This window comes from Butyrivibrio proteoclasticus P6B7 (assembly GCF_000622085.1).
Classification (GTDB): domain Bacteria; phylum Bacillota; class Clostridia; order Lachnospirales; family Lachnospiraceae; genus Butyrivibrio; species Butyrivibrio proteoclasticus_A.
In genome coordinates, this window is record NZ_KK211395.1 from 149,369 (window position 1) to 172,380 (window position 23,012).

18 protein-coding genes are annotated in these 23,012 nt (G+C 35.4%); all 18 read left to right on the forward strand.

The genetic code is table 11. From position 1 onward, the window contains the following. Positions 1-73 precede the first annotated feature (73 nt). The 18 genes from T541_RS0117250 to T541_RS0117335 all read left to right on the forward strand — a co-directional run bounded on the left by T541_RS0117250 (position 74) and on the right by T541_RS0117335 (position 22,436). Positions 74-1,123, forward strand: coding sequence for a hypothetical protein (locus tag T541_RS0117250; protein ID WP_155839573.1), 1,050 nt, complete (start codon positions 74-76; stop codon positions 1,121-1,123). A 21-nt stretch (positions 1,124-1,144) separates the two neighbouring features. Continuing rightward, positions 1,145-3,112 (forward strand): hypothetical protein, encoded by a 1,968-nt coding sequence (locus T541_RS0117255; RefSeq protein WP_026653816.1) that lies wholly within the window; start codon positions 1,145-1,147, stop codon positions 3,110-3,112. Between the two features lie 19 nt (positions 3,113-3,131). Continuing rightward, entirely contained in the window at positions 3,132-4,925 is a 1,794-nt protein-coding gene (locus tag T541_RS0117260) for an ABC transporter ATP-binding protein (protein ID WP_026653817.1), read from the forward strand. A 30-nt stretch (positions 4,926-4,955) separates the two neighbouring features. Then, positions 4,956-5,822, forward strand: coding sequence for an alpha-1,2-fucosyltransferase (locus T541_RS0117265; protein ID WP_026653818.1), 867 nt, complete (start codon positions 4,956-4,958; stop codon positions 5,820-5,822). Positions 5,823-5,824: 2 nt separating this feature from the next. Beyond that, positions 5,825-6,904 (forward strand): acyltransferase family protein, encoded by a 1,080-nt coding sequence (locus tag T541_RS0117270; RefSeq protein ID WP_026653819.1) that lies wholly within the window; start codon positions 5,825-5,827, stop codon positions 6,902-6,904. Further along, complete coding sequence (locus T541_RS0117275) at positions 6,901-9,153, forward strand: hypothetical protein (protein ID WP_026653820.1); 2,253 nt, start codon at positions 6,901-6,903, stop codon at positions 9,151-9,153. Before T541_RS0117270 ends, T541_RS0117275 begins: the two co-directional genes overlap by 4 nt. A 9-nt stretch (positions 9,154-9,162) precedes the next feature. Then, on the forward strand, positions 9,163-10,167 hold the full coding sequence (locus T541_RS0117280) for a hypothetical protein (RefSeq protein ID WP_051538334.1): 1,005 nt from the start codon (positions 9,163-9,165) through the stop codon (positions 10,165-10,167). A gap of 14 nt (positions 10,168-10,181) precedes the next feature. Further along, entirely contained in the window at positions 10,182-10,961 is a 780-nt protein-coding gene (locus T541_RS0117285; RefSeq protein ID WP_026653822.1) for a hypothetical protein, read from the forward strand. A gap of 4 nt (positions 10,962-10,965) precedes the next feature. Further along, positions 10,966-11,976: a hypothetical protein gene (locus T541_RS20925; protein ID WP_026653823.1), complete on the forward strand. Its 1,011-nt coding sequence runs from the start codon at positions 10,966-10,968 to the stop codon at positions 11,974-11,976. A 27-nt stretch (positions 11,977-12,003) separates the two neighbouring features. After that, positions 12,004-12,735, forward strand: coding sequence for a hypothetical protein (locus T541_RS0117295; RefSeq protein WP_026653825.1), 732 nt, complete (start codon positions 12,004-12,006; stop codon positions 12,733-12,735). A gap of 28 nt (positions 12,736-12,763) precedes the next feature. Next, the gene (locus tag T541_RS0117300; RefSeq protein ID WP_026653826.1) at positions 12,764-14,260 is read left to right on the forward strand and encodes a glycosyltransferase family 39 protein; all 1,497 of its coding nucleotides are present in this window, start codon (positions 12,764-12,766) and stop codon (positions 14,258-14,260) included. A gap of 152 nt (positions 14,261-14,412) precedes the next feature. After that, positions 14,413-15,369, forward strand: coding sequence for a glycosyltransferase (locus tag T541_RS20220; RefSeq protein WP_051538335.1), 957 nt, complete (start codon positions 14,413-14,415; stop codon positions 15,367-15,369). A gap of 4 nt (positions 15,370-15,373) precedes the next feature. Continuing rightward, positions 15,374-16,279, forward strand: coding sequence for a hypothetical protein (locus tag T541_RS20225; RefSeq protein WP_051538336.1), 906 nt, complete (start codon positions 15,374-15,376; stop codon positions 16,277-16,279). A 19-nt stretch (positions 16,280-16,298) separates the two neighbouring features. Next, positions 16,299-17,726, forward strand: coding sequence for a WecB/TagA/CpsF family glycosyltransferase (locus tag T541_RS22110; protein ID WP_330375739.1), 1,428 nt, complete (start codon positions 16,299-16,301; stop codon positions 17,724-17,726). A 6-nt stretch (positions 17,727-17,732) separates the two neighbouring features. After that, positions 17,733-18,794 carry an SGNH/GDSL hydrolase family protein gene (locus T541_RS0117320; protein WP_026653828.1) on the forward strand — a complete coding sequence of 354 codons (1,062 nt, stop codon included), beginning with the start codon at positions 17,733-17,735 and terminating at the stop codon, positions 18,792-18,794. Positions 18,795-18,865: 71 nt separating this feature from the next. Next, positions 18,866-19,438, forward strand: a complete 573-nt coding sequence (locus T541_RS0117325; RefSeq protein ID WP_026653829.1) for an acyltransferase — start codon at positions 18,866-18,868, stop codon at positions 19,436-19,438. Between the two features lie 65 nt (positions 19,439-19,503). After that, positions 19,504-20,976 carry an MBOAT family O-acyltransferase gene (locus T541_RS0117330; protein ID WP_026653830.1) on the forward strand — a complete coding sequence of 491 codons (1,473 nt, stop codon included), beginning with the start codon at positions 19,504-19,506 and terminating at the stop codon, positions 20,974-20,976. 11 nt (positions 20,977-20,987) lie between these two features. Beyond that, positions 20,988-22,436 (forward strand): hypothetical protein, encoded by a 1,449-nt coding sequence (locus T541_RS0117335; RefSeq protein WP_026653832.1) that lies wholly within the window; start codon positions 20,988-20,990, stop codon positions 22,434-22,436. Positions 22,437-23,012: the final 576 nt, after the last annotated feature.

Sequence of the window (23,012 nt, forward strand, 5' to 3'; positions counted from 1 at the left end):
GTTAGTGTCCATATTTTTGTTTCTTAAACAATTTGTAGATATGATATATACGTGGAAATGGCTTGATGTTGCTATGGTCATTCTTGTTGTTGGAATGCTTGCATATCAGTATTTGCTTATCAGACCTGATATCAAGAGTTCTATCAGACCAGCTGATGTTGTTGTACTTCTACTTATGCTGTTACTTTCAGTAAGCTTTCTGCGAGATGTTAGTGCGTATCAGGCATATATTAAAGTGATGTCAGCCTTTTTGCTGTATTTCATGGGAAGGTTGTATTATGACAGGATTTTAGAGTGCGACGATGCATTATCTCTTTCTTCGTATTTAATAATCTATATCAATTTCATTTATAGATTATTTGTATTCGGAATAAGGTTTTTCTCAGTAACAAACGCTAATGGTGATTTGTATTATTACGATACTGATATGGCATATGCCATGATATTGGCATTCATCTTCATAGCTATGTTTGCTAGAAACTCCGTGTTCAAATATGTGACAATGTTACTTGTGTGTCCATACATGATTTTTTGGTCAGATGCTGATATTCAGCAGTTGATGTTCGTGCTTATATTTATAGTGCTTCTAATTTATATCGTAGAGATAGCTCTTAGAAAGAGAGCATTTGCTATGGCAAGCATGGCTATTCTTTTAGTTCTCTTGGTTTCGTGTGTAGTTTTCATACATTTGCCAATGATAACAATGAACAGTGATGGCATCAGGAACCTTTTTGATGAGAAGCCTTTTTTGAATTTCACCAACATGGAATCCAGATATTCAGATTGGCAGAGTGTATTTGATATAAGAAAACCAACGTCAGTTATTGAGATGCTATTTGGGATTAGCTTTAACACTACACTTCCGCTTAGGAGTTTTTATTTAAAAGCGTTTTTTACGACAGGAGTTGTTGGGATAATCTTAGGTATAGTTCTTATAGCTCTGACATTTATTGCGGCTACTAAGAATGAAGAGAGAAAAAGCTTTTATGTTACAATAATGCTTGCAATTCTTATGCTTGGAAGTGGAGTCACTGTTAATACAATGGAGACTACACAGATGAGCTGGTTTATGATGTTATTTGCAGGAATGGTTATTTCTGCTAAAGATAAGTCTATGGAATAGAAGTGAATGGAGAAGTTATAGATGGCTGTGATCATAGCAATAGTTATAGCAATAGCTATAGCACTAATACTTAATAAGAAATTTGAAGATACAATTAGTTTGTCTATTTTTGCTATAATAACTATTTTGTATATATCTGGCCTAGTATCAACCTTTATTCCCGGATTATACGCTGTTTATGGGGTGGCTATACTGTCTCTTGTTTTTTGCATATATAAGACTGCTAAGAATCAGTCTGCATCAAAGAAGGTAGTATCATCATATGGATTCATTGCATTTATTGTATTAGCCATATATTTCTTTTTGACTTCATATGGTAGATACTTTGGTAGGATAGATGATTTTATTCATTGGGGAATAGCTGCAAAGTATTATTATTTGTATTCTGATTATTCATTCATGTATTCTGGGGATTGGGCTGGAAGGTATCCGCCTCTTGCAACTCTTTGGGCATATTTTTCTACAAAAGCATGGATGAGATGTGATACTGGAATGATGTTATTTGGACACCAGCTATTTATCGTTAGTTTGTTGATGCCTGTGTTTAACCTTTCCAATACTAAAAAGAGTAAAGTTGGACCAATAGTTCTTGCTTTGCTTGTTTTGTCTCTTCCTAACTGGATATACAGCGGAAAAGGTGAGGTTTCATATACAAGCTTGATGCCTGATTTGCTTATTGGTGCGCTATTTTTCTTTATTCTTTGGACATATAGAGAATATAAGATAACTAAAGATAAGTATTATTATTTCTCAAGTTTATATGCGGCTTTTGTTATTACACTTGTAAAACAGACAGGTATTATACATGTTCTGCTTGTGGCACTTGCTATCTTTGTCATTAACACTAAGAAGGAAGATGTTACATTGCTCGGAAGTATTAAGGAAATAACCCCTTATCTTGTGACAACTGCTATTGCACATTTCTCTTGGGACATATATAAGGGGATGGCGGAGGATGGATTTAATAAAAGTATATTTTATATAATTCTAAAGATCACACCATTAAAACTCGCTTTTGCTATAGTGTGTTTATTGGCTGTGGTAATTATGCTTTTGGCATGGAGCAGGACAAGGATAATGCTTGAAAGGCTTTATTCAAAGCATAAACGTTATTTTCAAAGTGCTATCTTTGTTTTGTTTCTTATATTTACAGTGGTTTTAGCCTTCGCGAAGAGATATAAACTAGAAGGAAATGCATATAGTTATTATCTTAAACACTTTGTTGAGTTCTTTTTTGACACAGAATCTATATATATAGGCTATTTGATCAAAATTCCTATGGCGATATTTGTTGTTTCGATAGGAATACTAGTACGCTATGTACTTAAGGCACATAAGTCAGAATTGTTGGTTTGGGATGTATTTCTTTATTGCTTTGTTATTTATGCGATATTTAGATGCCTCTGTAGAATTATTATTACGCCGACAGAGTATCCGCTTGCATCTCTTCCTAGATATGTATATAGCGGATTAGTTGGTGTCATAATATACTGCTTCTGCATGCTTTTTGAATATATGGATATTAAGGGAAGAGACATTATTTTGCTAGCTTCGTTAGTGATATTCACTAACACTTCAATGATGTTTTATGACCTTTTTGATAAGCCTGTGGGTAAGCATTTTTCAGCACTTGATATTTCCTATTTTAATGATGAGGATAGAATCTTTTTGGTAGATACTAATATAGAAGATGATAGATATGAGTTGGATTTTATGTACAAGGCTGTACCTGCAATTCATAGTGGAAGTGCATTTCAGGCAGATTGGTATTATGAAGAAGATGGTGTTAGAGAAAGACTTACAGTTCAAAAGGTTACAAAGAATATACTTGAAAATGGATATACTTTTATTTACATAAGAAATGTTGATGATGGATTCGCAGATTACTATGCAGATCTTTTTGAGGATGTTTCTGATATAAACAATGAGCATCTATACAAGGTAATTAAGGTGTCAGATGATAGTGTTAAATTGGAGTTATGTAAATAGGAACTAGAAAAGGATTGATATGAAGAATTTTCACGCACTAATTGAAATAGTAAATAAACTAAGGGTGATTCTTACCAAGAAGCAGAAACAGACAGGAATACTTGTACTTATTGTTATCATTGTGGGATCATTTCTAGAAACGCTAGGAGTATCAGCTATTCTTCCCTTCATTGAATCACTTCTTAATCCAGAAAATGTAAAAACCAAGTGGTATGCGAAGGCTTTAATAAATGTGTTTGGCATTGATGATACCAAGACTCTGACAATACTAATTGGAATATCTATTATCGCTATTTACGTTATCAAAAACTTATACCTTTACTTTGCTACCATGCTCCACACAATCTACAGAAGTAAGATTGAGAAATATCTTTCTACTAAGATGCTGGCAGCTTATATGAAGTGGCCTTATGAGCGCTTTATTGATATTAATACTGCTGAGGTTATCAGAGGTATAGGTACAGATATAATAGGCGTTTACAATCTTTTAGATGAGATGTTCAGATTTGTTGGCGAATTCTTCACAGCTATTCTTATAGGCTTGTTTATTATTTATACAGATTCTTTCATGGCTATTTGTATCATCCTTATCGCTGGAGCTTGCTTTGCTCTCATTACTCTTGGTCTTAAAAAGAGGACTAGTGATCTTAGTGAAGAAAAACGCAGAACTGATACTATCAGAGGAAAGAGTGCTTATCAGGCTATAATGGGATTTAAAGAGATCAAAGTGTCTAATACTGCAGATCACTTCATTGTTGACTACGAGAAGGCTTATGAGGATCAGAGAAGAGCTGAGGTTAATAACCAGTATATTGTTAATCTGCCTGAGAGAGTAATTGAATCTCTTAGTATTGCAGTACTCATGGGAGTTATATGTGCTAAGCTTGTTATGGGTGCTGATATGACAACTTTTGTACCTAAGCTTGCTGTGTTTGCAGTAGCTGCATTCAGGCTCCTTCCGTCAGTATCAAGAATGACCAGGTACATGAATGGTATTATATACAATAACAACTTCTTGAAGGCGGCTTATGGCAACCTTCTTATGCTTGGAGATTGCGGTGAAGAGTATGTGAGTTATGCTCAAAGCTGTAACAAGAATAAAGAAAATGCGGAATTTAAAGATTCATTAACTATCAACAACATTCACTGGCACTACAAAAACAGTGATAAGAAGATTCTGTCAGGATTATCTCTTAAGATTAAGAAAGGTGAATCCATCGGTCTTATGGGATCATCTGGCGCAGGTAAATCTACGTTGGCAGATATCATGTTAGGCTTGTTAAAGCCGCAGGAAGGCGATGTGTTCATGGACGACATGGATGTATTTGACCATCCAGAAGCATGGAGCGAAGTAGTGGCATATGTTCCACAGAGCATCTTCCTTTTAGATGATTCAATTAGACGCAATGTTGCGTTTGGATATTCTGATGATGAAATAGATGATGATAAAGTATGGGCTGTGTTGAAAGAAGCGCAGCTTGACGAGTATATAAAGACTCTTCCCGATGGTCTTGATACACAGGTGGGAGAGCGAGGAATTAAATTCTCTGGTGGACAGAGGCAGAGAATTGCTATCGCTAGAACTCTTTACAGAAATCCAGAAATCATTGTATTGGATGAAGCTACATCAGCTCTTGATGGTGAAACAGAAACAGCGGTCATGGAAGCTGTTGATGCACTTCAGGGACAGAAGACGCTTATTATCGTTGCACACAGACTTTCGACAATCAAGAATTGTAACAGAATCTATGAGATTGGTAATGGAGTAGCAACTGAACGTAGATGGGAAGATATTAATCCGGATAAAAAATGATGAGATAGTCTAGTAGGAGATTTACAGAGAATGCAGCACGCGGTAAGAATAAGTGATGGCTTAGGTAATCAGATGTTTCAGTATGCATTTGCTTATGCATTACAGAAAAGAACAGGCGATAATGTTGTGATTGATCCTTTTTTCTTTAAGAATGGATTAAGACAGTATCAGCTTGACAATTATAATATAAGCATGAAAAGACTTGTGTCTAAGGGGAAGGATTATGTTCTAGGCCTTGGCCCCAGAGATGGCGGAAAGTTTAAAAGAATATATAGAGAACATATAATCAAGCAAAGATTTAGGTTGGTTGAAGAGAATAACCATATGCATTTTGATGAAGAGAAAGTTTCTCCTTGTTGCGACAGCTTTTATTTAGGATTTTGGCAGGCAGCAAAGTATTTTGACGATTACTACGATGAGATTTGTGATGAGTTCACGCGTGTTACACCAGTTTCTGGTAAAGCTCAGAACTATATTGACCAGGTAAAAAACGAGTATTCAGTTTCTTTACATATACGTAGAACAGACTATGTCGGAGATGATTTCGATTCCTCTTTAAATTTTGAGTTTTATAGAACTGCATTAAGCGGAATTGAATCTCAGATTGGTGATTTCAATCTTTATATTTTTAGTGATGACAAAGAATTTGTTAAAGAGAAATTTGACTTGATGCCATATACGTTGGTGGAGGGGCTATCTGATATTGATGAGTTTGAAGTAATGAGAAATTGCAAACATCATATTATGGCTAATAGTACTTTTAGTTGGTGGGCAACTTATTTAGCAGAAGATAAAGGGGGCATAGTATATGCTCCTAGCGTTACTTGTTGGAAAGATGAATTCTATGTTGAAAAATGGAATAAATTGGAAACAAATCTTATTAAATCCAGGACTTAATAATGAGCAGAGATGAAAGATATGTTTGGGTAGACTCGCTTAAAGGTATAGCAATCTTGGGCGTTATAATGATTCATAGTGGAGCCATGAGTGTCGGAGGAATTATTGGAAAGATTGGACAGTATGGCTCTTCTTTTGTGCAGGCTTTTTTTGTTATAAGTGCTTTTTTGACATGGAAGTCTTTGGATATAATCGGAAGAGAAATGACCATAAGGACAGGAATAAAATGGGTAGCGAAAAAACTATTGTCATTAGTGCCGATGTACTATATGGCTATATTTCTATATCTTTTTCTTGTTGGAGGTAATCATTATTGGGCAGGAGATAAAAATCCTTTGTCTGTCTTTAGTATTCTAGTTCATCTTTTGTTTTTGCATGGGCTTTTTCCAAAATACTGCGATTGTATCCTGGGAGTAGAATGGTATCTTGGTGTTCTTTCAATTTTCTACTTTATAGCAATACCATTACACAAAGTAATAAAGAACTTTCCTAGATCGCTTTGCTTTTTTGTTATAACTTCTATAGTAAGCAATCATTTAAGCATATTAGCGTGTGGCTACTATGAAGCTAATGGGTATGCGTATATATATCAACAGTATTATAATAATTTTAGTATTATTGCGCAGTTACCAACGTTGACACTAGGAATAGTACTATACTATTTGTTACAATTTGATTTAAATAAATATCTGAAAAAGAAAAATATAAAGTGCATACTATCCTGTGCTTCCATTGTACTTGCTACATTGGTGCTGAAGTATTTTGGAGTGGTGGATTCATTTATCCCTATTTTTACGCTAACTGTACCGACTCTATTTGCGCTTGTTTTTACTATATACATATTTGGACAGGATTTGTATAGTATTCCGATTTTAAATAATAGGATGCTATCTTACATAGGAAAGAATAGTCTTGGAATATATTTATTTCATGTACTAATAATTTATATATATGACTGTGTAATACACTATTCATTTGGATTAGTGGCTGTTGATTGGTTTATGAAGTATTTAGTTGTGGTTTTTATTTCTACAATGATTAGCGTCATATTGAATAAACTGTTATCGAGAGGTAAAAAATGATAGATAAGATAAAAAAATGTAATTGGACTATTGCTTTAACTATGACTTTTATTATAGTTGTAGTTTGTTTTTTGATTAATATGCACTTCTCTTCTCGCGATTTTTATTATAACGAATCAAGTAATGCTGGATATATTAATGCTAAAGAAAAAAGGGAAGATGGTACGAAGCTTATAGCTGAAGGCCTTAGGTTGAATTATCTATATTCGGGGCAGTATGTAATTACAATAAGCCACAGTAAGGCCAATCCTGGCGATTACTGTGAAGTGGTTGAAACGAAAAATGGAGAAGTATTAGCTACTAAAGAATATAGTGTGGACAATAATTCCACGTCTGTTTTGTTAGAACTAAACGATAGAATTGAAGGCATAGTAGTTAGAAGCTATTGCAAAGAAAAAATAACCATAGCAGGATATGTTATTTCTTCAAATGGTAAGGTGTACACTGATACGCATTGGCTTAGGAGAATACTAATTCTTTATTTATGTGCACTTGCTTTTGGAGTATGGTTAAATAAGCAGAATAGACCAAGATTCCTAGAATTACTATTGTTTTCAACAGTGTGTAGCTTTCCGTTTTTGACTCAGAATCTTCCATATGGGCATGATATAGCTTTTCATTATACAAGGTTTAGAGGAATTATAGAGGGCATAAGATTGCATCAGTTTCCGGTTAGAATTGATGGGGCATTCTATAAAGGTGCAGGTTACCTTGTTGATATTATGTATCCAGGTGGCACATTATATCCATTCGCATTCATGTCCTCTCATGGAGCTTCACAGCTTTTTTCATTTAAATGTTTGCTAGTTTTTTCTGTATTTGCTACTGTTTTTTGCTCTTATTATCCATTAAGAAATATCATTGGCGATAAAACGGCAATGATATTTACTCTGATATATACTCTTAATCCATTTAGACTTAGTGAGTTATATACGCGATGTGCTCTTGGAGAGTATTTGGCTATGGTTTTTTTGCCATTAGCATTTGCTGGTATATACGAGCTTATTGTTGGCAATTACAGAAGGGGATTCTATGAGGCTGCGATAGGAATTACGTTAGTTTTTCAGAGCCATTTGATTTCTACATTGTTTGTTATATTTATAGCCATCATTATATTTATACTACTTCTTATTCTAACAAGGTTAGAAGTGATTAAGGATATTAAAAGAGATATAGCAATAGTATCAAGCGCTACAGCCACACTGGTTATAAATGCATGGTATTGGGTGCCATTATTAGACCATTTTAATGCAGATTATTGCATATCAAGATTTACAGGTAAAATATCAGATTCAACGATTTATGTTTTTGAAGCATTTATGGATGGGTTCACTAGCTATGAACATCAAACTATGCCAGGGACATCTATTAATGGTGGCGCATCACATTCAATTGGAATGTTTCTTCTCATTTGCACGTGCATCTATATCTATATTAGATTTATTAGAAGGGTGGAATTAAAGAATTATCATATCTATGATTTTTCTTTACTTCTAGGCACGCTTCTTCTGTTTGTTCAATTAGATATTTTTCCATGGAAATATATGGAACAGCAAGGAAGCGTTATTGCTGAAGCATTTGCCAAAATCCAGTTTTTATGGAGACTCCAGATGGTTGTAACAGTGCTCTTTGGGATTGTCGCAGCAGGAATTATGCGCTACCTATTACGAGAGAAAAAAGAGCTGTTTTGGTCGTTAACTGTGTTTGTTTTATTAACTGGAGCATGGTTTTCTCGTGGGTATTTATATGAGAGCGCATCTTATCAGGCGGATAAATATACGGTGCCTCAGAGTATGTTAAATGGTGATTATTTAGATAGTACTATAGATTACGATAAAGTAGGGCATGATCTGTACGATGGTGGTGAAATAATTAGTGATGGAGATTTGATTATTTCTAGTAAGAAACGAGATGGAGTAGGCTATCACTTTTCCGCGAAAAAGAGTGATAAAGATGCTATAACAGTTGTAGTGCCAGTTCTTTACTCTGATTTTTATGAAGTAAAAGTAAATGGAGAGACTACCTATTTTTCAATGGATGAAGATACTACATTTATTAAAATAGATATTGCTTCTGATGTAAGTGATATAAATGTAGATATTAACTATATTGTTCCTCAGAAATATAAATATACAGATTTGCTTTCTGGCATGATGTGTGTGATAATCCTTATCATATCTATTCTAGTATACATAAAAAAGAATATATCAAATTCTGGGATGTTTGTTATAAGAAAACGGGAGAGATAGATTTTTAGTATGGAAAAATCATTCAAAAAGTATAAATTTGAAAATGATTTAAGAAACTTTATGAATATAAATATATGGCGCAAGTTGGAACGTCATGGTTTTTCTACGCTCGCTAATAGGATAATGCGTAGGAATAAATATGGTAAACGTTCTGTCCATGGAGATACGTGGACAAGAGAGCAAATAACTAGTTTGCTGAGGCAAGATAAACCATGCATGATTGCAAGGTTTGGATTAACTGAGATGAATTATCTTTATTCATATTTGGCTGATCAGCGAAGTCATAATGAATCTACTAAAGAGAAATTAGATGATGCGATGGAGAGACTGTGTTTGCTCTCTGGTTTTTTTCCTAATAATCAGGAATATGGAGAAAAATTTGCAAAACTATATTTTGAGTCTATTCCTTTACTTGATTTGTGTGGCGTATGGAATTTATATATGGAAGATTATGTTTTAGATTGTTATGCTCCAAATTGTGAACTAACAGAATTAAAATACTTAGAACCATGGAACTCCAATGAAAAAGTTACTTGGTCTGCAATGTTAAAAGGTAAAAAAGTATTAGTAATACATCCTTTTAGTGATTCAATAGAAAAACAGTACAAAAATCATAAGTATATTTTTAGCAATAGATTTTTATACGAAGATATACTTCCTGAATTTGAGCTTCAAACCATAAAGGCGGTGCAGTCTTTGGGGGGAGAAAACGATCAATTCAATAATTGGTTCGAAGCATTTAATGCCATGGTGGATGATGTAAAGGAAAGGGACTTTGATATTGCGATTATTGGATGTGGAGCATATGGGTTGCCATTGGCAGCAGAGATAAAAAAGATGGGGAAAAAAGCTATACATCTAGGTGGTGCTACTCAGTTAATGTTTGGCATCTGGGGACACAGATGGGATCAAATTCCTGAGTTTAAGAATCTTAGAAATGAGTACTGGATTCATCCATCTGAAGATGAAAAACCCAAACGAGCTGATGAAGTAGAAAATGGATGCTATTGGTAAGAGGGGCACTTTATATGAAGACATGGATGATTTATATAGTTTCACATAAGGATCTGATGGATGAAATGTATTCTAAAGATTCTCTTTTTTCAAAAGAAAACTATACAGCGTTTAATGTTGGAGCAATTGAAAAGCTTGGATATACATGTGGATTGGATGAAATAAATCAAAAAAAGTTTTCTACATTTAAATCACTAGGGCCATGGTGGGCTGAAAGCGAAGCAATTTATAATCTGTGGATTAGCGGGGAATGGGGAAAATATGATTATGTTGGTTTCATTCACTATGATATAGAATTGAAGTTATCAAAAAAAGTATGTTTCAACCGCTATAATATTTCTGAACGGATTCAAAAAGCTATTAGTGACAAGGATCGATTACATATTAGTTTTGAGTCATACAGATTTAATGAAATGTATAGACAAAAGATAATGGCAGATACCAGTAGGCCAAACGAAATTGTAGGTGATGGATTTGGCTGCTATGAGTATATTTTAAGAGACTACAATGAATATTATAAAACAAATTATTCCATTAAAGATTTGAGAAATAAAAGCATTAACTTATGCTCATGTTTCTTTGTTGATGGGGAATCATTTAATAAGATGATGCTGTTTTGGGATTGGATAGTAAATAGTAAAAAACTTGAGGCTTTTGATACAAACCATAAAAATAGATTTCAGGGAGGACTTGCTGAAAGATATTTTGGGGTTTGGTTGATGCTGGAGAAACTTGAAAACGTTGATTTTTCTCTGGTACATCATTATAATACGACGCTTAGTAAAGGTAGGTAATGATATGCTTGGTACAAAGCCGGTAGTATTGTTTGTGTTTAAACGACTGGACACTGTAAAGATGATTGTGGATGTAGTAAAACAATATCAGCCTGTATGTATATATGTATTTGCTGATGGGGCAAGAAAAGATGTTGAGGGAGAAATAGATGCTGTAAATGGCGTTAGAGATTATATAACGGAAGCGTTTGACTGGGAGTGCGACAAGCGATTCTTTTTTGCTGAGAATAATAAAGGATGCGACAAAAACATTCGGGATGGACTGGATAAGGTTTTTTCAGAACAGGACAGTGCGATTATACTGGAGGATGATGCTATACCAACTCTTCAGTATTTCACTTTTTGTGATTTTCTACTAAACAAATATCGAGACACTAGATCAATTCAGTTCATAGCTGGATTCAACTCCATAGGTGATCTTGACTTAATAAAAAATAGTTACTCATTCGGGAAAACAGTTCCTTTAAATGGTGCTTATGCTACTTGGGCAGATAGGTGGAATGAATGTGATTTTGATATGAAGAATTGGCCATTAGAAAAGAAGAATCGTATGCTGGATGAGATCTTCTTTTTTAAAGAACTTAGAAAACAGTATTACAGGATATATGATGCGGCCTATAGTAAGGAATTAACTGCATGGGATTATTTATTTGAGCATGATATGTTATCAAGAGATGGATTGGCGGTAGTACCTAGGATCAATTTGGTTACTAGTTATGGGTTTGTTGAAGGAGCTTATCATCCTCAGAGAAGCAGTGAAACAAAAAGATTTAAAAAGATCATGACAGCCCCCAAGACTGATGAACAGTTACTTTTGGATGATAACTATGAAGTTGTAAGAAATTATATTTATGATAAAACACGACAAAAACTAATTATGGAATTAAAGGGTAATTATTTAGAACGAAGAATGATGGGAGTATATTTAACTATAAAGGAATTTGCGTATGATCATCTATCGGAGAATACCTGGAATTTCTTTAAGAAGATTGTAACCCCAGTTAAGAAACGTTGAGTAAGAAAAAGGCTTCTGTAGGAAAAAATGATAATAATTGTAACTGGAACTATCGCACCGAGCAGCGGAATTAAACAACTTGAATTGAGGAATACCAATGAGCGTTTGTTACAATACAAAAGCGCATTGGTTTCTTTGCTTATTTCCAAGCCAAACGCTAGTATAGTATTCTGCGATAATAGTGGTTTTGATACAGAATCATTTATGGATATACAGAGTATTGCTAAAGACAATAGAATAAAATTCGAATTATTATCGTTTAAAGGTAATGATGAAGCTGTAATAAAGCATGGAAAGGGATATGGAGAAGGGGAGATTATAAAATATGTTCTTACGAATAGTAGGCTTGCTAAAGATGATAATTATATGATTAAGCTTACTGGCAGATTGCAGTTTGTTAATATATCTGATTTGGTGAAGCGTGTACAGACTGATAGGATATATTTTAATGTTCCCAATAGGCGTAACCGAAAAATATATGATACTAGAATTTATGCTATGCCTATAGATGTGTTTAAAACTTATTTTATTGAAGCCTACAAGAGAGTAGATGATAACAAGGGATATTATATAGAACATTCATATACAGATGTAATATTGGAGAACCAGATAATGACGAGGAATTTTCCAGTTTATCCACGAATAGTAGGCAATAGCGGAAGTGGAGGATTCAGATATGAATATAAAGAATGGAAAGCTAAGATTAAGGATTTAGCTAGTAAGACTAATTTCTATGGTAGACTAAAAAGGATTATTTAAAGCTTTTGATATAGTGGGGGATTTGTCTATGAGAAGGGGATTAAATAACGTGATTTCTAGAATATGGCACGTTATTATGGCTGGCATAATCATTATTATAATGTTTGCCGGAAAGATTCCATATGTGAGTTTTCATAAAAGACCTTTTTTGCTTCCGAATATTATTTTTTTTATAATTGGGGCATTGCTATTAGCCATTATCAACAAAGTATTTTCTGAAGAAAGAACTAGAAGGATTAATGTCATTGTTTTATATGCGGCTATGTTAATCCTTCCTATTTTTGTTGCAATGGGGGCGATGTTTATTACTGGATGGGACGCAGGTGGCATATTTATGGATTCAATAGCGGTGGCACGTGGAGAGAGTATTACGTACGACTATTCTAGCAATCCTAATAATATGCTTTTGTTTGTCTTGGCCTCGGCAATAGTAAAAATGGCGATGAAAATTGGGTTTACCGACATTCATTTTCTTTATGGTAGTTGTGTGGCTCTTCAATGCATTCTTTTTGGTATTACAGGATGGTTAGTATATGACTATCTGCATGTGCTAAGAGGAAAAAGAATAGCTGTTATAGGAGCATTTATTTATCTTATCTTTATTGGTGTGTCACCTTTTGTTTATATAGTTTATACAGATGCGATGGGACTTATTTTTCCAGTTCTAATGCTTTGGTTATCTAAACGTATGCCTGAAGATAAAACATATAAAGTATTTGTAAAATGGCTTTTAATTCTCATGGTTGGAATACTTGGATATTATATGAAAGCTCCAGTTTTTATAATGTTTATTGCTTTGTTTATCTCTTTTTGCATTAATAGTATTTGTTTACATACGGGGAAGAAATTAGCATTAGATATTATAATCGTATTGATGGTTATTGGCCTTGGGGTATTTTTTAAGACTGCTGGAATGAACATAATTACAACTGCATTTGAGTATACCTCTGGGACTACGTATGATACAGAAAGGGCTAAATCAATATACCATTTTTTGATGATAGGTCTTAATAAAGATAATGATGGTACAACAAATCCTGAAGATGAAGCTTTTTCATTTGAAATAAACAATAGAAGTGAAAGGATAACGCAAGAGAAAAAAAGGTGTAAACAAAGAATTGCTGATTTGGGGATATCTGGATTTGGTAATTTATATATACATAAGATTGCATTGAATTTTAATGATGGTTCATTTGGATATGCGATTTCTGGAATGGACTATATAGAACAAAAATTTGATGATGGGGAGCAACTATTTGGCAATATTGTGAAAAAGATATATTGGCCTGGGAGAGGAAGATTTTTTATCTGGATTAATTATGCGCAGATGCTTTGGCTAGGGATACTAGCATTTGCTTTACGATATAAGGTGGAGAATGAGAACGATTATCCAGCGGTAATAGCCTTGGTAGGAGCTATCTTATTTACAATGATATTTGAGGCACAAGCTAGATATTTGTTTATTTGGTCACCTGTTTTTGTGGTTTTAGCTGCTAGTTCAATGTCTAGAAAGAGTATGAATTAGGTATAAATTGAGTTGATTATGCCAGTTACAATGCGTGAATGATGCGCTGGGATTGATTATATAATTATAATTATTTACAATTTTATTGGTATGATTATAGGATTGGATGTTGAGAAAAGCATATAGAAATACAGTTAATGAAGGAATACTTGATGGTAGAAAAAAAGACGTGTCAATATACTCCTGTCGTAGCTTTTGCCTACAACCGAGCAGAGAAAATAGAAAGATGTCTTGAAAATTTGGATAAAAATCCAGAAGCTGAACATTCAGATCTCTACATATACTGCGATGGGCCAAAAAATGAACAAGGGATAGCAGATGTGGAGGCGACTAGGACGACTCTTCGGAAATACAAAGAGAAATCCAGATTCGCGAATGTTTTCTTGATAGAATGCGAGCATAACAAGGGACTTGCCACATCCATTATGGATGGAGTTACAGAAGTGGTTAATAAGTATGGCAAGGCTATTATTGTAGAAGATGATCTTAAAGTATCTGAAAGCTTTCTCAAGTATATGAATGAAGCGCTTGATTTCTATAATGACAATTCAAGAATTGGGGCTATTTGCGGATATACCTATCCCCTAAAGGGACTCGATTCTTATGACAAAGATGTTTACGTGATGCACAAGGGCGATTGTTGGGGATGGGCAACCTGGAAGGATAGATGGAACAATGCTTCCTGGGCCAACGTGGACTTTGAGGCATATTTTTCTAATAAAGAGTTGCGGAGAAAATTTGAGAACACGGAGAATGGCTGGGATCTTCTTATGATTCTTCTTAGTGAGAACAAGACAAGTTCTTGGGCTATTAGGTGGGTCCTATATTTGCTACAGAATAACCTGTGGACTGTTTATCCTAAGGATAGTCTTGTAGTTAATGCAGGCTTTGATGGTTCCGGAAGTCATTCCAACAAATATGAAGAGAGATTGTATTACAGACCTGATTTGGAGGCAAAATCAGAGTTTGTATTTGAGAACTTGGAACCAAATGTAGTGCTAGAGAAGGAGGCTGCCAAGCATCCACGAAAAGGATTTGTTAATGGTAGTGTATATTGGCTTAAACGCTTATATGTACGACTTCATGATTTGGGAATAGTAAAGAGATAAGACAGTGAATATACAGAGATTGTACGAAGCATCTCTTAGGCATAAAAATTCTAAGATTGCTTCTATTCATTACAAACTTAATAAGGGAATAGTTAATGTACTGTATCCAATATTTGGAAAATGCGAATTTGGTGTGGAGCCGTCTAGTAATGTGATAATCTCACTTACCAGTTATCCTGCAAGGATTAAAACAGTTCATTTGACCATAATGACTCTTTTAAATCAGACCGTTAAGCCGAAATCAGTAGTACTATGGCTTGCTAGTGAACAGTTCCCAAATGGAATAAAGGATTTGCCAGTAAAACTGACGATTCTAGAGCCAAAGGGACTAAAGATTAGATTTTGTGATGATCTTAGATCCCATAAGAAGTATTACTACGCGATGAAGGATAATCCTGAATCATATGTAATTACCGTGGATGATGATGTTTATTATCCGGAAAACCTGGTGGAAACATTGATAGAAACATCTGCTAAATATCCAGATACTGTAGTTTGCACTTGGGGACATGAGATTTTTCTAGAGAAAGGTGATGTTTATACTGCTGATAAGTGGCAGTATTCTACAGAGGGTTCGTTGCCTTCCTATGAACTTATTCCTACAGGGGTGGGAGGAGTTCTTTATCCACCACATTCATTGTCGGAGGAAGTGTTTAATAAGGATGCATTCAAGGAACAATGTATAAATGCAGATGATTTGTGGCTTAAGGCAATGGCCCTTTTGAAAGGTACCAAGGCTGTCAGGGTAGATAAACCTGCTAAATTGTATTTTTCTATCCTTTCTACTCAAAAGGAAGGGCTGTACTATGACAATGCGATTCAGGATAAGAATTCTATTGCGTGGAAGAACATAATGGAGGCTTATCCAAAGTGCAGAGAAGTGCTGATAGAGAGTATTGGCAAATGTTGATTTGTGATTGGAGCATGCTGTGAATAAGCAGAAAGTAAGATATCCAATAAAAAGAATATTTATATTAGATGAGCTTGCAGTGATTGTGGCTTTCTTTTTGGCACTACTTGTTAGATACCAAAAGGGAGTAATGGACTGGTACTGGATCTACGACGGGCTGTATGAGTCATTTTTTATAGTTCTTATTATTCTTCAGGCTCTGGTTTTTTTTGTTTACGACATTAGGAAGAAACCATTATTTGAGCAGGATTTGGTAGAGACTTTCACTTATGTGATAAAAAGCCGAGTGCTATTACTAGTGTTCAGCATTTTGTTCTTATATGCTACTCAGAAAGGCGATATCACTTCAAGACTTGTTATCTGTGCTACGTTTGTGTTTACTGTAGTATTGGGATTTATTTTTAGAGAAGTGTATAAGAGAGCGTATATCAAGAAGCATGGAGTTCGAGAAGTAAATAGTGCTTTGGTAATTAGTCATCCATTTCCTAGTATTGATGAAATTGTCAGAGAGTACGAGACTTTGGAATACAAAGAGGTTTTGGTAAAGAATAGTGATGCTAGCCACGAATCAGATGTGGAAAAAGTAGTCTCTGAGCTAGAAAGAAAGGGTATAAGGACTTTTATTAGTATTGATAATAATGGTTATGACGTAAGATCCAGCATTGTTACCGATGTAAATGGATTTGCTTCAATACCTGCATTTGTTCGTAAAGAGAGATTCAATCTATTTGGTATTAACTATGCCATTTCGCGGACAGAAGAGGCTGTATATCATGTTTTGAGAAATGTGAAAGAACTTTCTGGAAAGTATATCTGTTTTTCTAATGTTCATACCTCAGTTATGGGGAGAGAAAATGCAGAGTATAGAGATATTCTTAATGGAGCAGCATTTGTATTCCCTGATGGCAGCCCAATAGCTGTCCTTCAGCAAAAGAAGGGATTGGTTGGAGCAGAACGTGTCGCTGGTCCTGATTTTATGGAGCATATGTTTAGAGATACTCAGGATGGTAAGATATCCCATTATTTTTACGGAGCTTCTCAGGAAACCATTGACGCACTTAAGGAGAACTTACTCAAGAAGTATCCTGGCATCAACATTAAAGGAATGTATTCACCACCATTTAGAACACTTTCTGAAGAGGAAGATCAAGCTGATGTGGATATGATCAATAATTCTGGTGCAGATATTCTCTGGGTTGGACTCGGCGCTCCTAAGCAGGAGAAATGGATGCATGATCATCAAGGCAAAATCAATGCTGTAATGATGGGCGTTGGAGCAGGGTTTGACTTCCATGCAGGTACGATTAAGAGAGCACCTAGATGGGTTCAGAAGATTGGGCTTGAATGGCTGTTTAGATTATTTCAGGATCCGAAGAGGTTGTTTAAACGGTACTTTGTTACTAATGTAAAGTTTGTTTGGTATTACATTATAGGTTTGTTTGGATAGGTATTAGTGGTGGAAACACTGAGGAATAAAAAGAAAACCGTTATTGTAACTGTATTAGCTATAATTTCTATACTTGTGATAGGTGGCATTGTCTATAGAGGCCGACGTTATGTAGAAAGTACAAGGATAGCATCAGAAAATTATATCTCTGTTTATGAGAAGTTAAGCGCTGGAGAATCAGTAAATGTCATTATTGTAGGAGATTCCATTGCTCAGGGAACTGGTGCCAGTGATGGCAAGAGCTGGGCTAAGCTTCTGAAAGCGGGTATTGAAGAGGAGTATGGTGTTACCTGTAACATGACTAATGTCTCTATGGGTGGTAATACCAGTATTGCTGGAATTGTTAGGGAGATGGCTTTAGATGATGGCATTTCCTATGACCTGGCAGTTATCTGCTATGGTGAGAATGACCTTGACGACGAGTACTTTGCAGCCAATTATGAGGGAATAGTCAGGGGAATTAAGGCTAAGTACGCTGGATGTAGTATTATTAGTGTTCTTGAGAGTTCTCAGAGGGAGTTCACCAATAAGATAAATCAGATAATAGCTATTGATGAGTATTATGGGATTCCTATTGCTGATACTATAGCTGCGTTCAATGAAAGTGGTCATGCTTATGAGGAGCTAGTTGGAGCACCGGATGACTTAACTCACCCTAATGACCTGGGACATGAGATTTATTATGAGACTGTTAGTGAAGTTATCAGAGAAGAGGTGGCAAAGGCGAAAGCCTTTGATGATAAGACTCACAAGTACGACAATTTCGTTTATTATCCTAAGTCAGCCTTTACTAAGAAGGGAGATAGTTCTTTTACCATAAAGGTGGATCCTGCGGTGGTAGAGATGGCTATATCAAGGAGTTTTGTTCCGGGCGAAAATGGGCTTAAAATATATGTGGATGGGAATCTGATAGTTGATGAGAGCTTCGAGTGGAGCTATGGATTCGAGCAACCACATATCACTGAAGTGACAGAGGAGCCTATGAGCGTTACCAGTGAAATTAAGATTGAGTTTGCTAATAAAGCACAGGCTGATAGTTTTGAAGGGCTGGCATTATACTATCGATAATAGTGTAATACGCTGGGTGATGTGTTATTTCTAGCGGATATGTTCTGTTAATACATTTTGAGGGAATAAGTATGAACAGCAATTGGTACAAGTTAGTACTTAAGTGCATGAAAGTTAAATATGGGAAGGGACTTCTTCTTAAAGGCGTTCCTGTTATATTCCGTAAAAACGGCTCTAGGTTAGAATTGGGCAAAAATGTTACTGTTAAGAGTAGTTTTCTCTCTAACCTTGTGGGCCTTTATAGTAGGACGATTATTGTGACCAGAGCACCTGGGGCAGAGATTGTGATAGGTGATAATGTTGGAATATCTGGTGCTACAATTTATGCTCGAAAAGGCATATATATAGGCGATAATACTTGTATTGGTGGCAATTGCAAGATTCTTGATAATGACTTTCACCCTTTAGAGGCAGAGACTAGAAACAAGCTTCTTGCTGATGCTAACGGTGGAAATTCTGATCTGGTGCCAGCAAAGCCAATCAAGATTGGGAAGGACTGCTTCATTGGATGCAATTCAATTATCTTGAAGGGAACAGTTCTTGGTGATGGCTGCGTAGTAGGAGCTGGGGCGGTTGTTTCAGGCAAGTTTGAGTCAGGAAGCGTGATTGCTGGTAATCCTGCTAAGGCCATACGTATAATATGATATATGGTTGCTTGCATATAGAGCGGTCACATTATATGACCGCTTTTAAAATATAAGGGGTATTTATGCTTTTTAATTCAACATCTTTTCTTTTATTTTTTCCTATAGTTACAATTATATACTTTCTTTTGCCTTCCAAGGGTAGAACGCTTTGGCTTTTAGCTGCCAGCTATTATTTTTATATGAGCTGGAATGTTAAGTATGCGGTTCTGATACTGACATCAACGGTTATAACCTATGTTTCAGGAATACTGATAGAAAGATTTAGAGATAAAAGTCTTGTTATAGTAAGGTCATCATTTGTTTTATGCTTATTATCTAACCTGTCGATATTGTTTGTTTTTAAGTATTTGAATTTTGCAATTTCTACATTACATCTAAGTTTGAAACCGCTAAGTCTTTTGTTACCTGTGGGTATATCTTTTTATACGTTTCAGGCACTTGGTTATGTAATAGATGTTTACAGAGGAACAACAACTGCAGAAAAGAACTTTGTAAAATACGCTTTATTTGTGTCTTTTTATCCACAGCTGGTCGCAGGACCAATAGAGAGATCGACAAACCTGCTTAATCAGATTTCTGTAGTGCCTGATAAAACTAGAAGAGAGCTCCTTAATTATCAGCGGATTTGTGAAGGTTTGTCCTTGATGCTTTGGGGAATGTTCATGAAGCTGGCTATAGCGGATAGAATAGGCACTTTGGTTGATACGATTTTTGATAATTATTATAGGCATGGTAGGTGTGCATTGATTATTGGTGCCGTCGGTTTTGGCATACAGATATATTGTGATTTTGGTAGTTATTCGGCAATTGCAATTGGTTCTGCAAAAGTTATGGGCTTTAGCCTTATGGATAACTTCAAGGCACCATATTTTGCAACGTCTATAACAGATTTCTGGAGAAGGTGGCACGTATCTCTTTCTATATGGTTTAGGGATTACCTATATATACCGCTTGGCGGCAACAGGAAAGGCACAATTCGAAAGATGATAAATCTTCTTATTACTTTTTTAGTAAGCGGATTGTGGCATGGCGCTGCGTGGACATTTGTATTATGGGGATTGCTCCATGGAATATATCATGTGATTGAGTCTTTATTAAAGCCTGTTTGGAGGAAAATATGCTCCAGATTTGATGTAAATACTAATAATTTCGGATATCGATTCTCAAAGATTGCAATTACTTTTGTGTTGGTTGATTTTGCATGGATTTTCTTTAGGACCAAGACTGTAGGTGAGGCATTTTATTACATAAAAAGAATGGTAATGATCCCGGATTATTGGATGGTTTCAGGGGACGCGTTATATAGTCTTGGATTGTCTTCAAGACAGTTCCATCTTTTGATATTATCTCTTCTTTTATTACTATTTGTAGATTTAATCTATCAGAAAAAGAAACTCAGATTTGATGAGTGGATATTCACACAATGGACTCCATTTAGAGTAGTATTTCTTGCACTACTTTTGATGTGGGTTATAGTATTTGGTTCATATGGCCCTGGTTTCAGTTCCAGACAGTTTATTTATTTTCAATTTTAGGATAAAACGATATGAGAAAAAGATTACTTGCTGTTTTTTCTTTTATAATAATTGTTGCTTTAATGTGGAATATGACGTTTAGCACACTTTCATACAAGGATACTGGAGGAGGCGGAGGATTCCAGAATTTTTATGCGACAGATCAAGGACTGATTGATGTTTTGATATTAGGAAGCAGTCATGCCCATTGTTCTGTTAACAATGCGAAATTATGGGAAGATGCCGGAATAGCCAGCTTTACTCTCTCAAGTGGCAATCAGAGTATTGATACAACATGGACTTTTCTTAATGAAGCATTTAAAACACAGCATCCAAAGGCAGTTTTTATTGAGACATATACATTTAGAAATACAACAAATGATACGGATTTAGCTAATGTTTATCGAGCAAATCTGCTACCTAAATGGTCAACATCAGTTATTAGAAATGTCTTAGCGCAGAAGAATAATAGCTTGGTTAGCAATACATTAATGGGAGAGCTGATGCTTAGATTTCCTGTGATTCATTCAAGGTATGAAGAACTTAGCGAACAGGATTATTATAATGATTACTGGTATAAAAGAGGATATATAGGCAGCTTTGATACTGCGCCTGTAGAGCATGCGGCATGTACTGACAGTAGAACAGAGCTAAACGATAAGACAATTAAGTATATTGATATGATTGTTGATAAGTGTAATAAGGAGGGAGCTAAGCCATTTTTCTTTTGTGCTCCTTATAGTATTTCTGAGGAAGAATACGCTTATCAGAATGCATTATCAGATTATTTGGCAGAAAAAAACGTTTTTTACATAAATATGAATTCCCCTGAAGCGTCATTGGGAATTGATTATGATTCTGACTTTAGAGGAGATGATCATTTGAATAATTCAGGCGCAGCTAAAGTAACAGACTGCATAGAGAAGATTATTTCTGATGAAGGTTTGGCCAAGGACCATAGAGGTGATGAGGCTTATAAGACATGGGATTATGACGCAGTATTCCTAAGAGATAGAGAATTGTATCACAATCTAAGTAATAATTCGTGGGATATTGCAAGTTATCTTGATTGTTTTAAAGATGAGGATAGCAGATTCAAGTTTGTCGTAGCTTTTTCTGGAGATTATACCGCGTTTGGAGAAGCCAGCTACGCTATGCTTGAATCAATTGGTATCAGTGCTGATGCTTATGAAGATGGCGGAATATTTGTGGTTTCAGAGAATTCTTCAATAGTGCATTATCCTGCAGAAACCAAGGGAAATATATCGCTTGGTAAAAATGACTGCTCCGTAACCTATACTGCGGATGGTAAATGCCAGTTATTCTATAGACTTGATGAATTTGCAGAAATAGAGAATGGTTTAATCGTATTTGTATATGACACTACCCTGGATTGCCCATTAGACGTGGTATATCTGGATTTTTACAATAGTGGTCCTGAAGTAATTAGAAATGAAAATGTTCAGTTAATAGGAAACTAATACGTATATATTCTGTTTTACCAGGAGTTATTTATGCCAGTTTACACAAAGCTATATGGTTTATTCTTTCTAGGGATTAGCATCATTTTATTTTGCTTTTCATATTTTTTCAGGCGCTCTAAGGACAGGCCGGCCAGTACCCGGCTTTTTTTGCTTGGGGCAAGCCTGATTTTCTATGCTTATGCGGGGGTGAAATTCATACCCGCTCTTTTCTATGTTGTATTGGTTACTTTGTAAACGTCAATGAAAAAGTTTACCACTCGCTAACGAATTAGTTTACCACCCCGCTAGCGAAAAACTTTACCATTTTATCCTTTTTCGCTGGTGAATAAGTTTACCAGCAGCGCTATCGAAAAAGTTTACCACCAACGCTACCGAAAAAGTTCATCACCAAGTCTCTTGTTATGGGGAACACCGCAATAGCAGCATTCCCCGGGTTACTTTAGTTATAAAACATAGTTTTCAAATGGCAGATCCTCATCAAGACGAGCCTTGTGGGCATGAGCTTTAAAGTATTCAAAGTCTTCTGTAAGTCCCTTCCATTCGATATAGTCACTAAGGTATTGCCTCTCATCA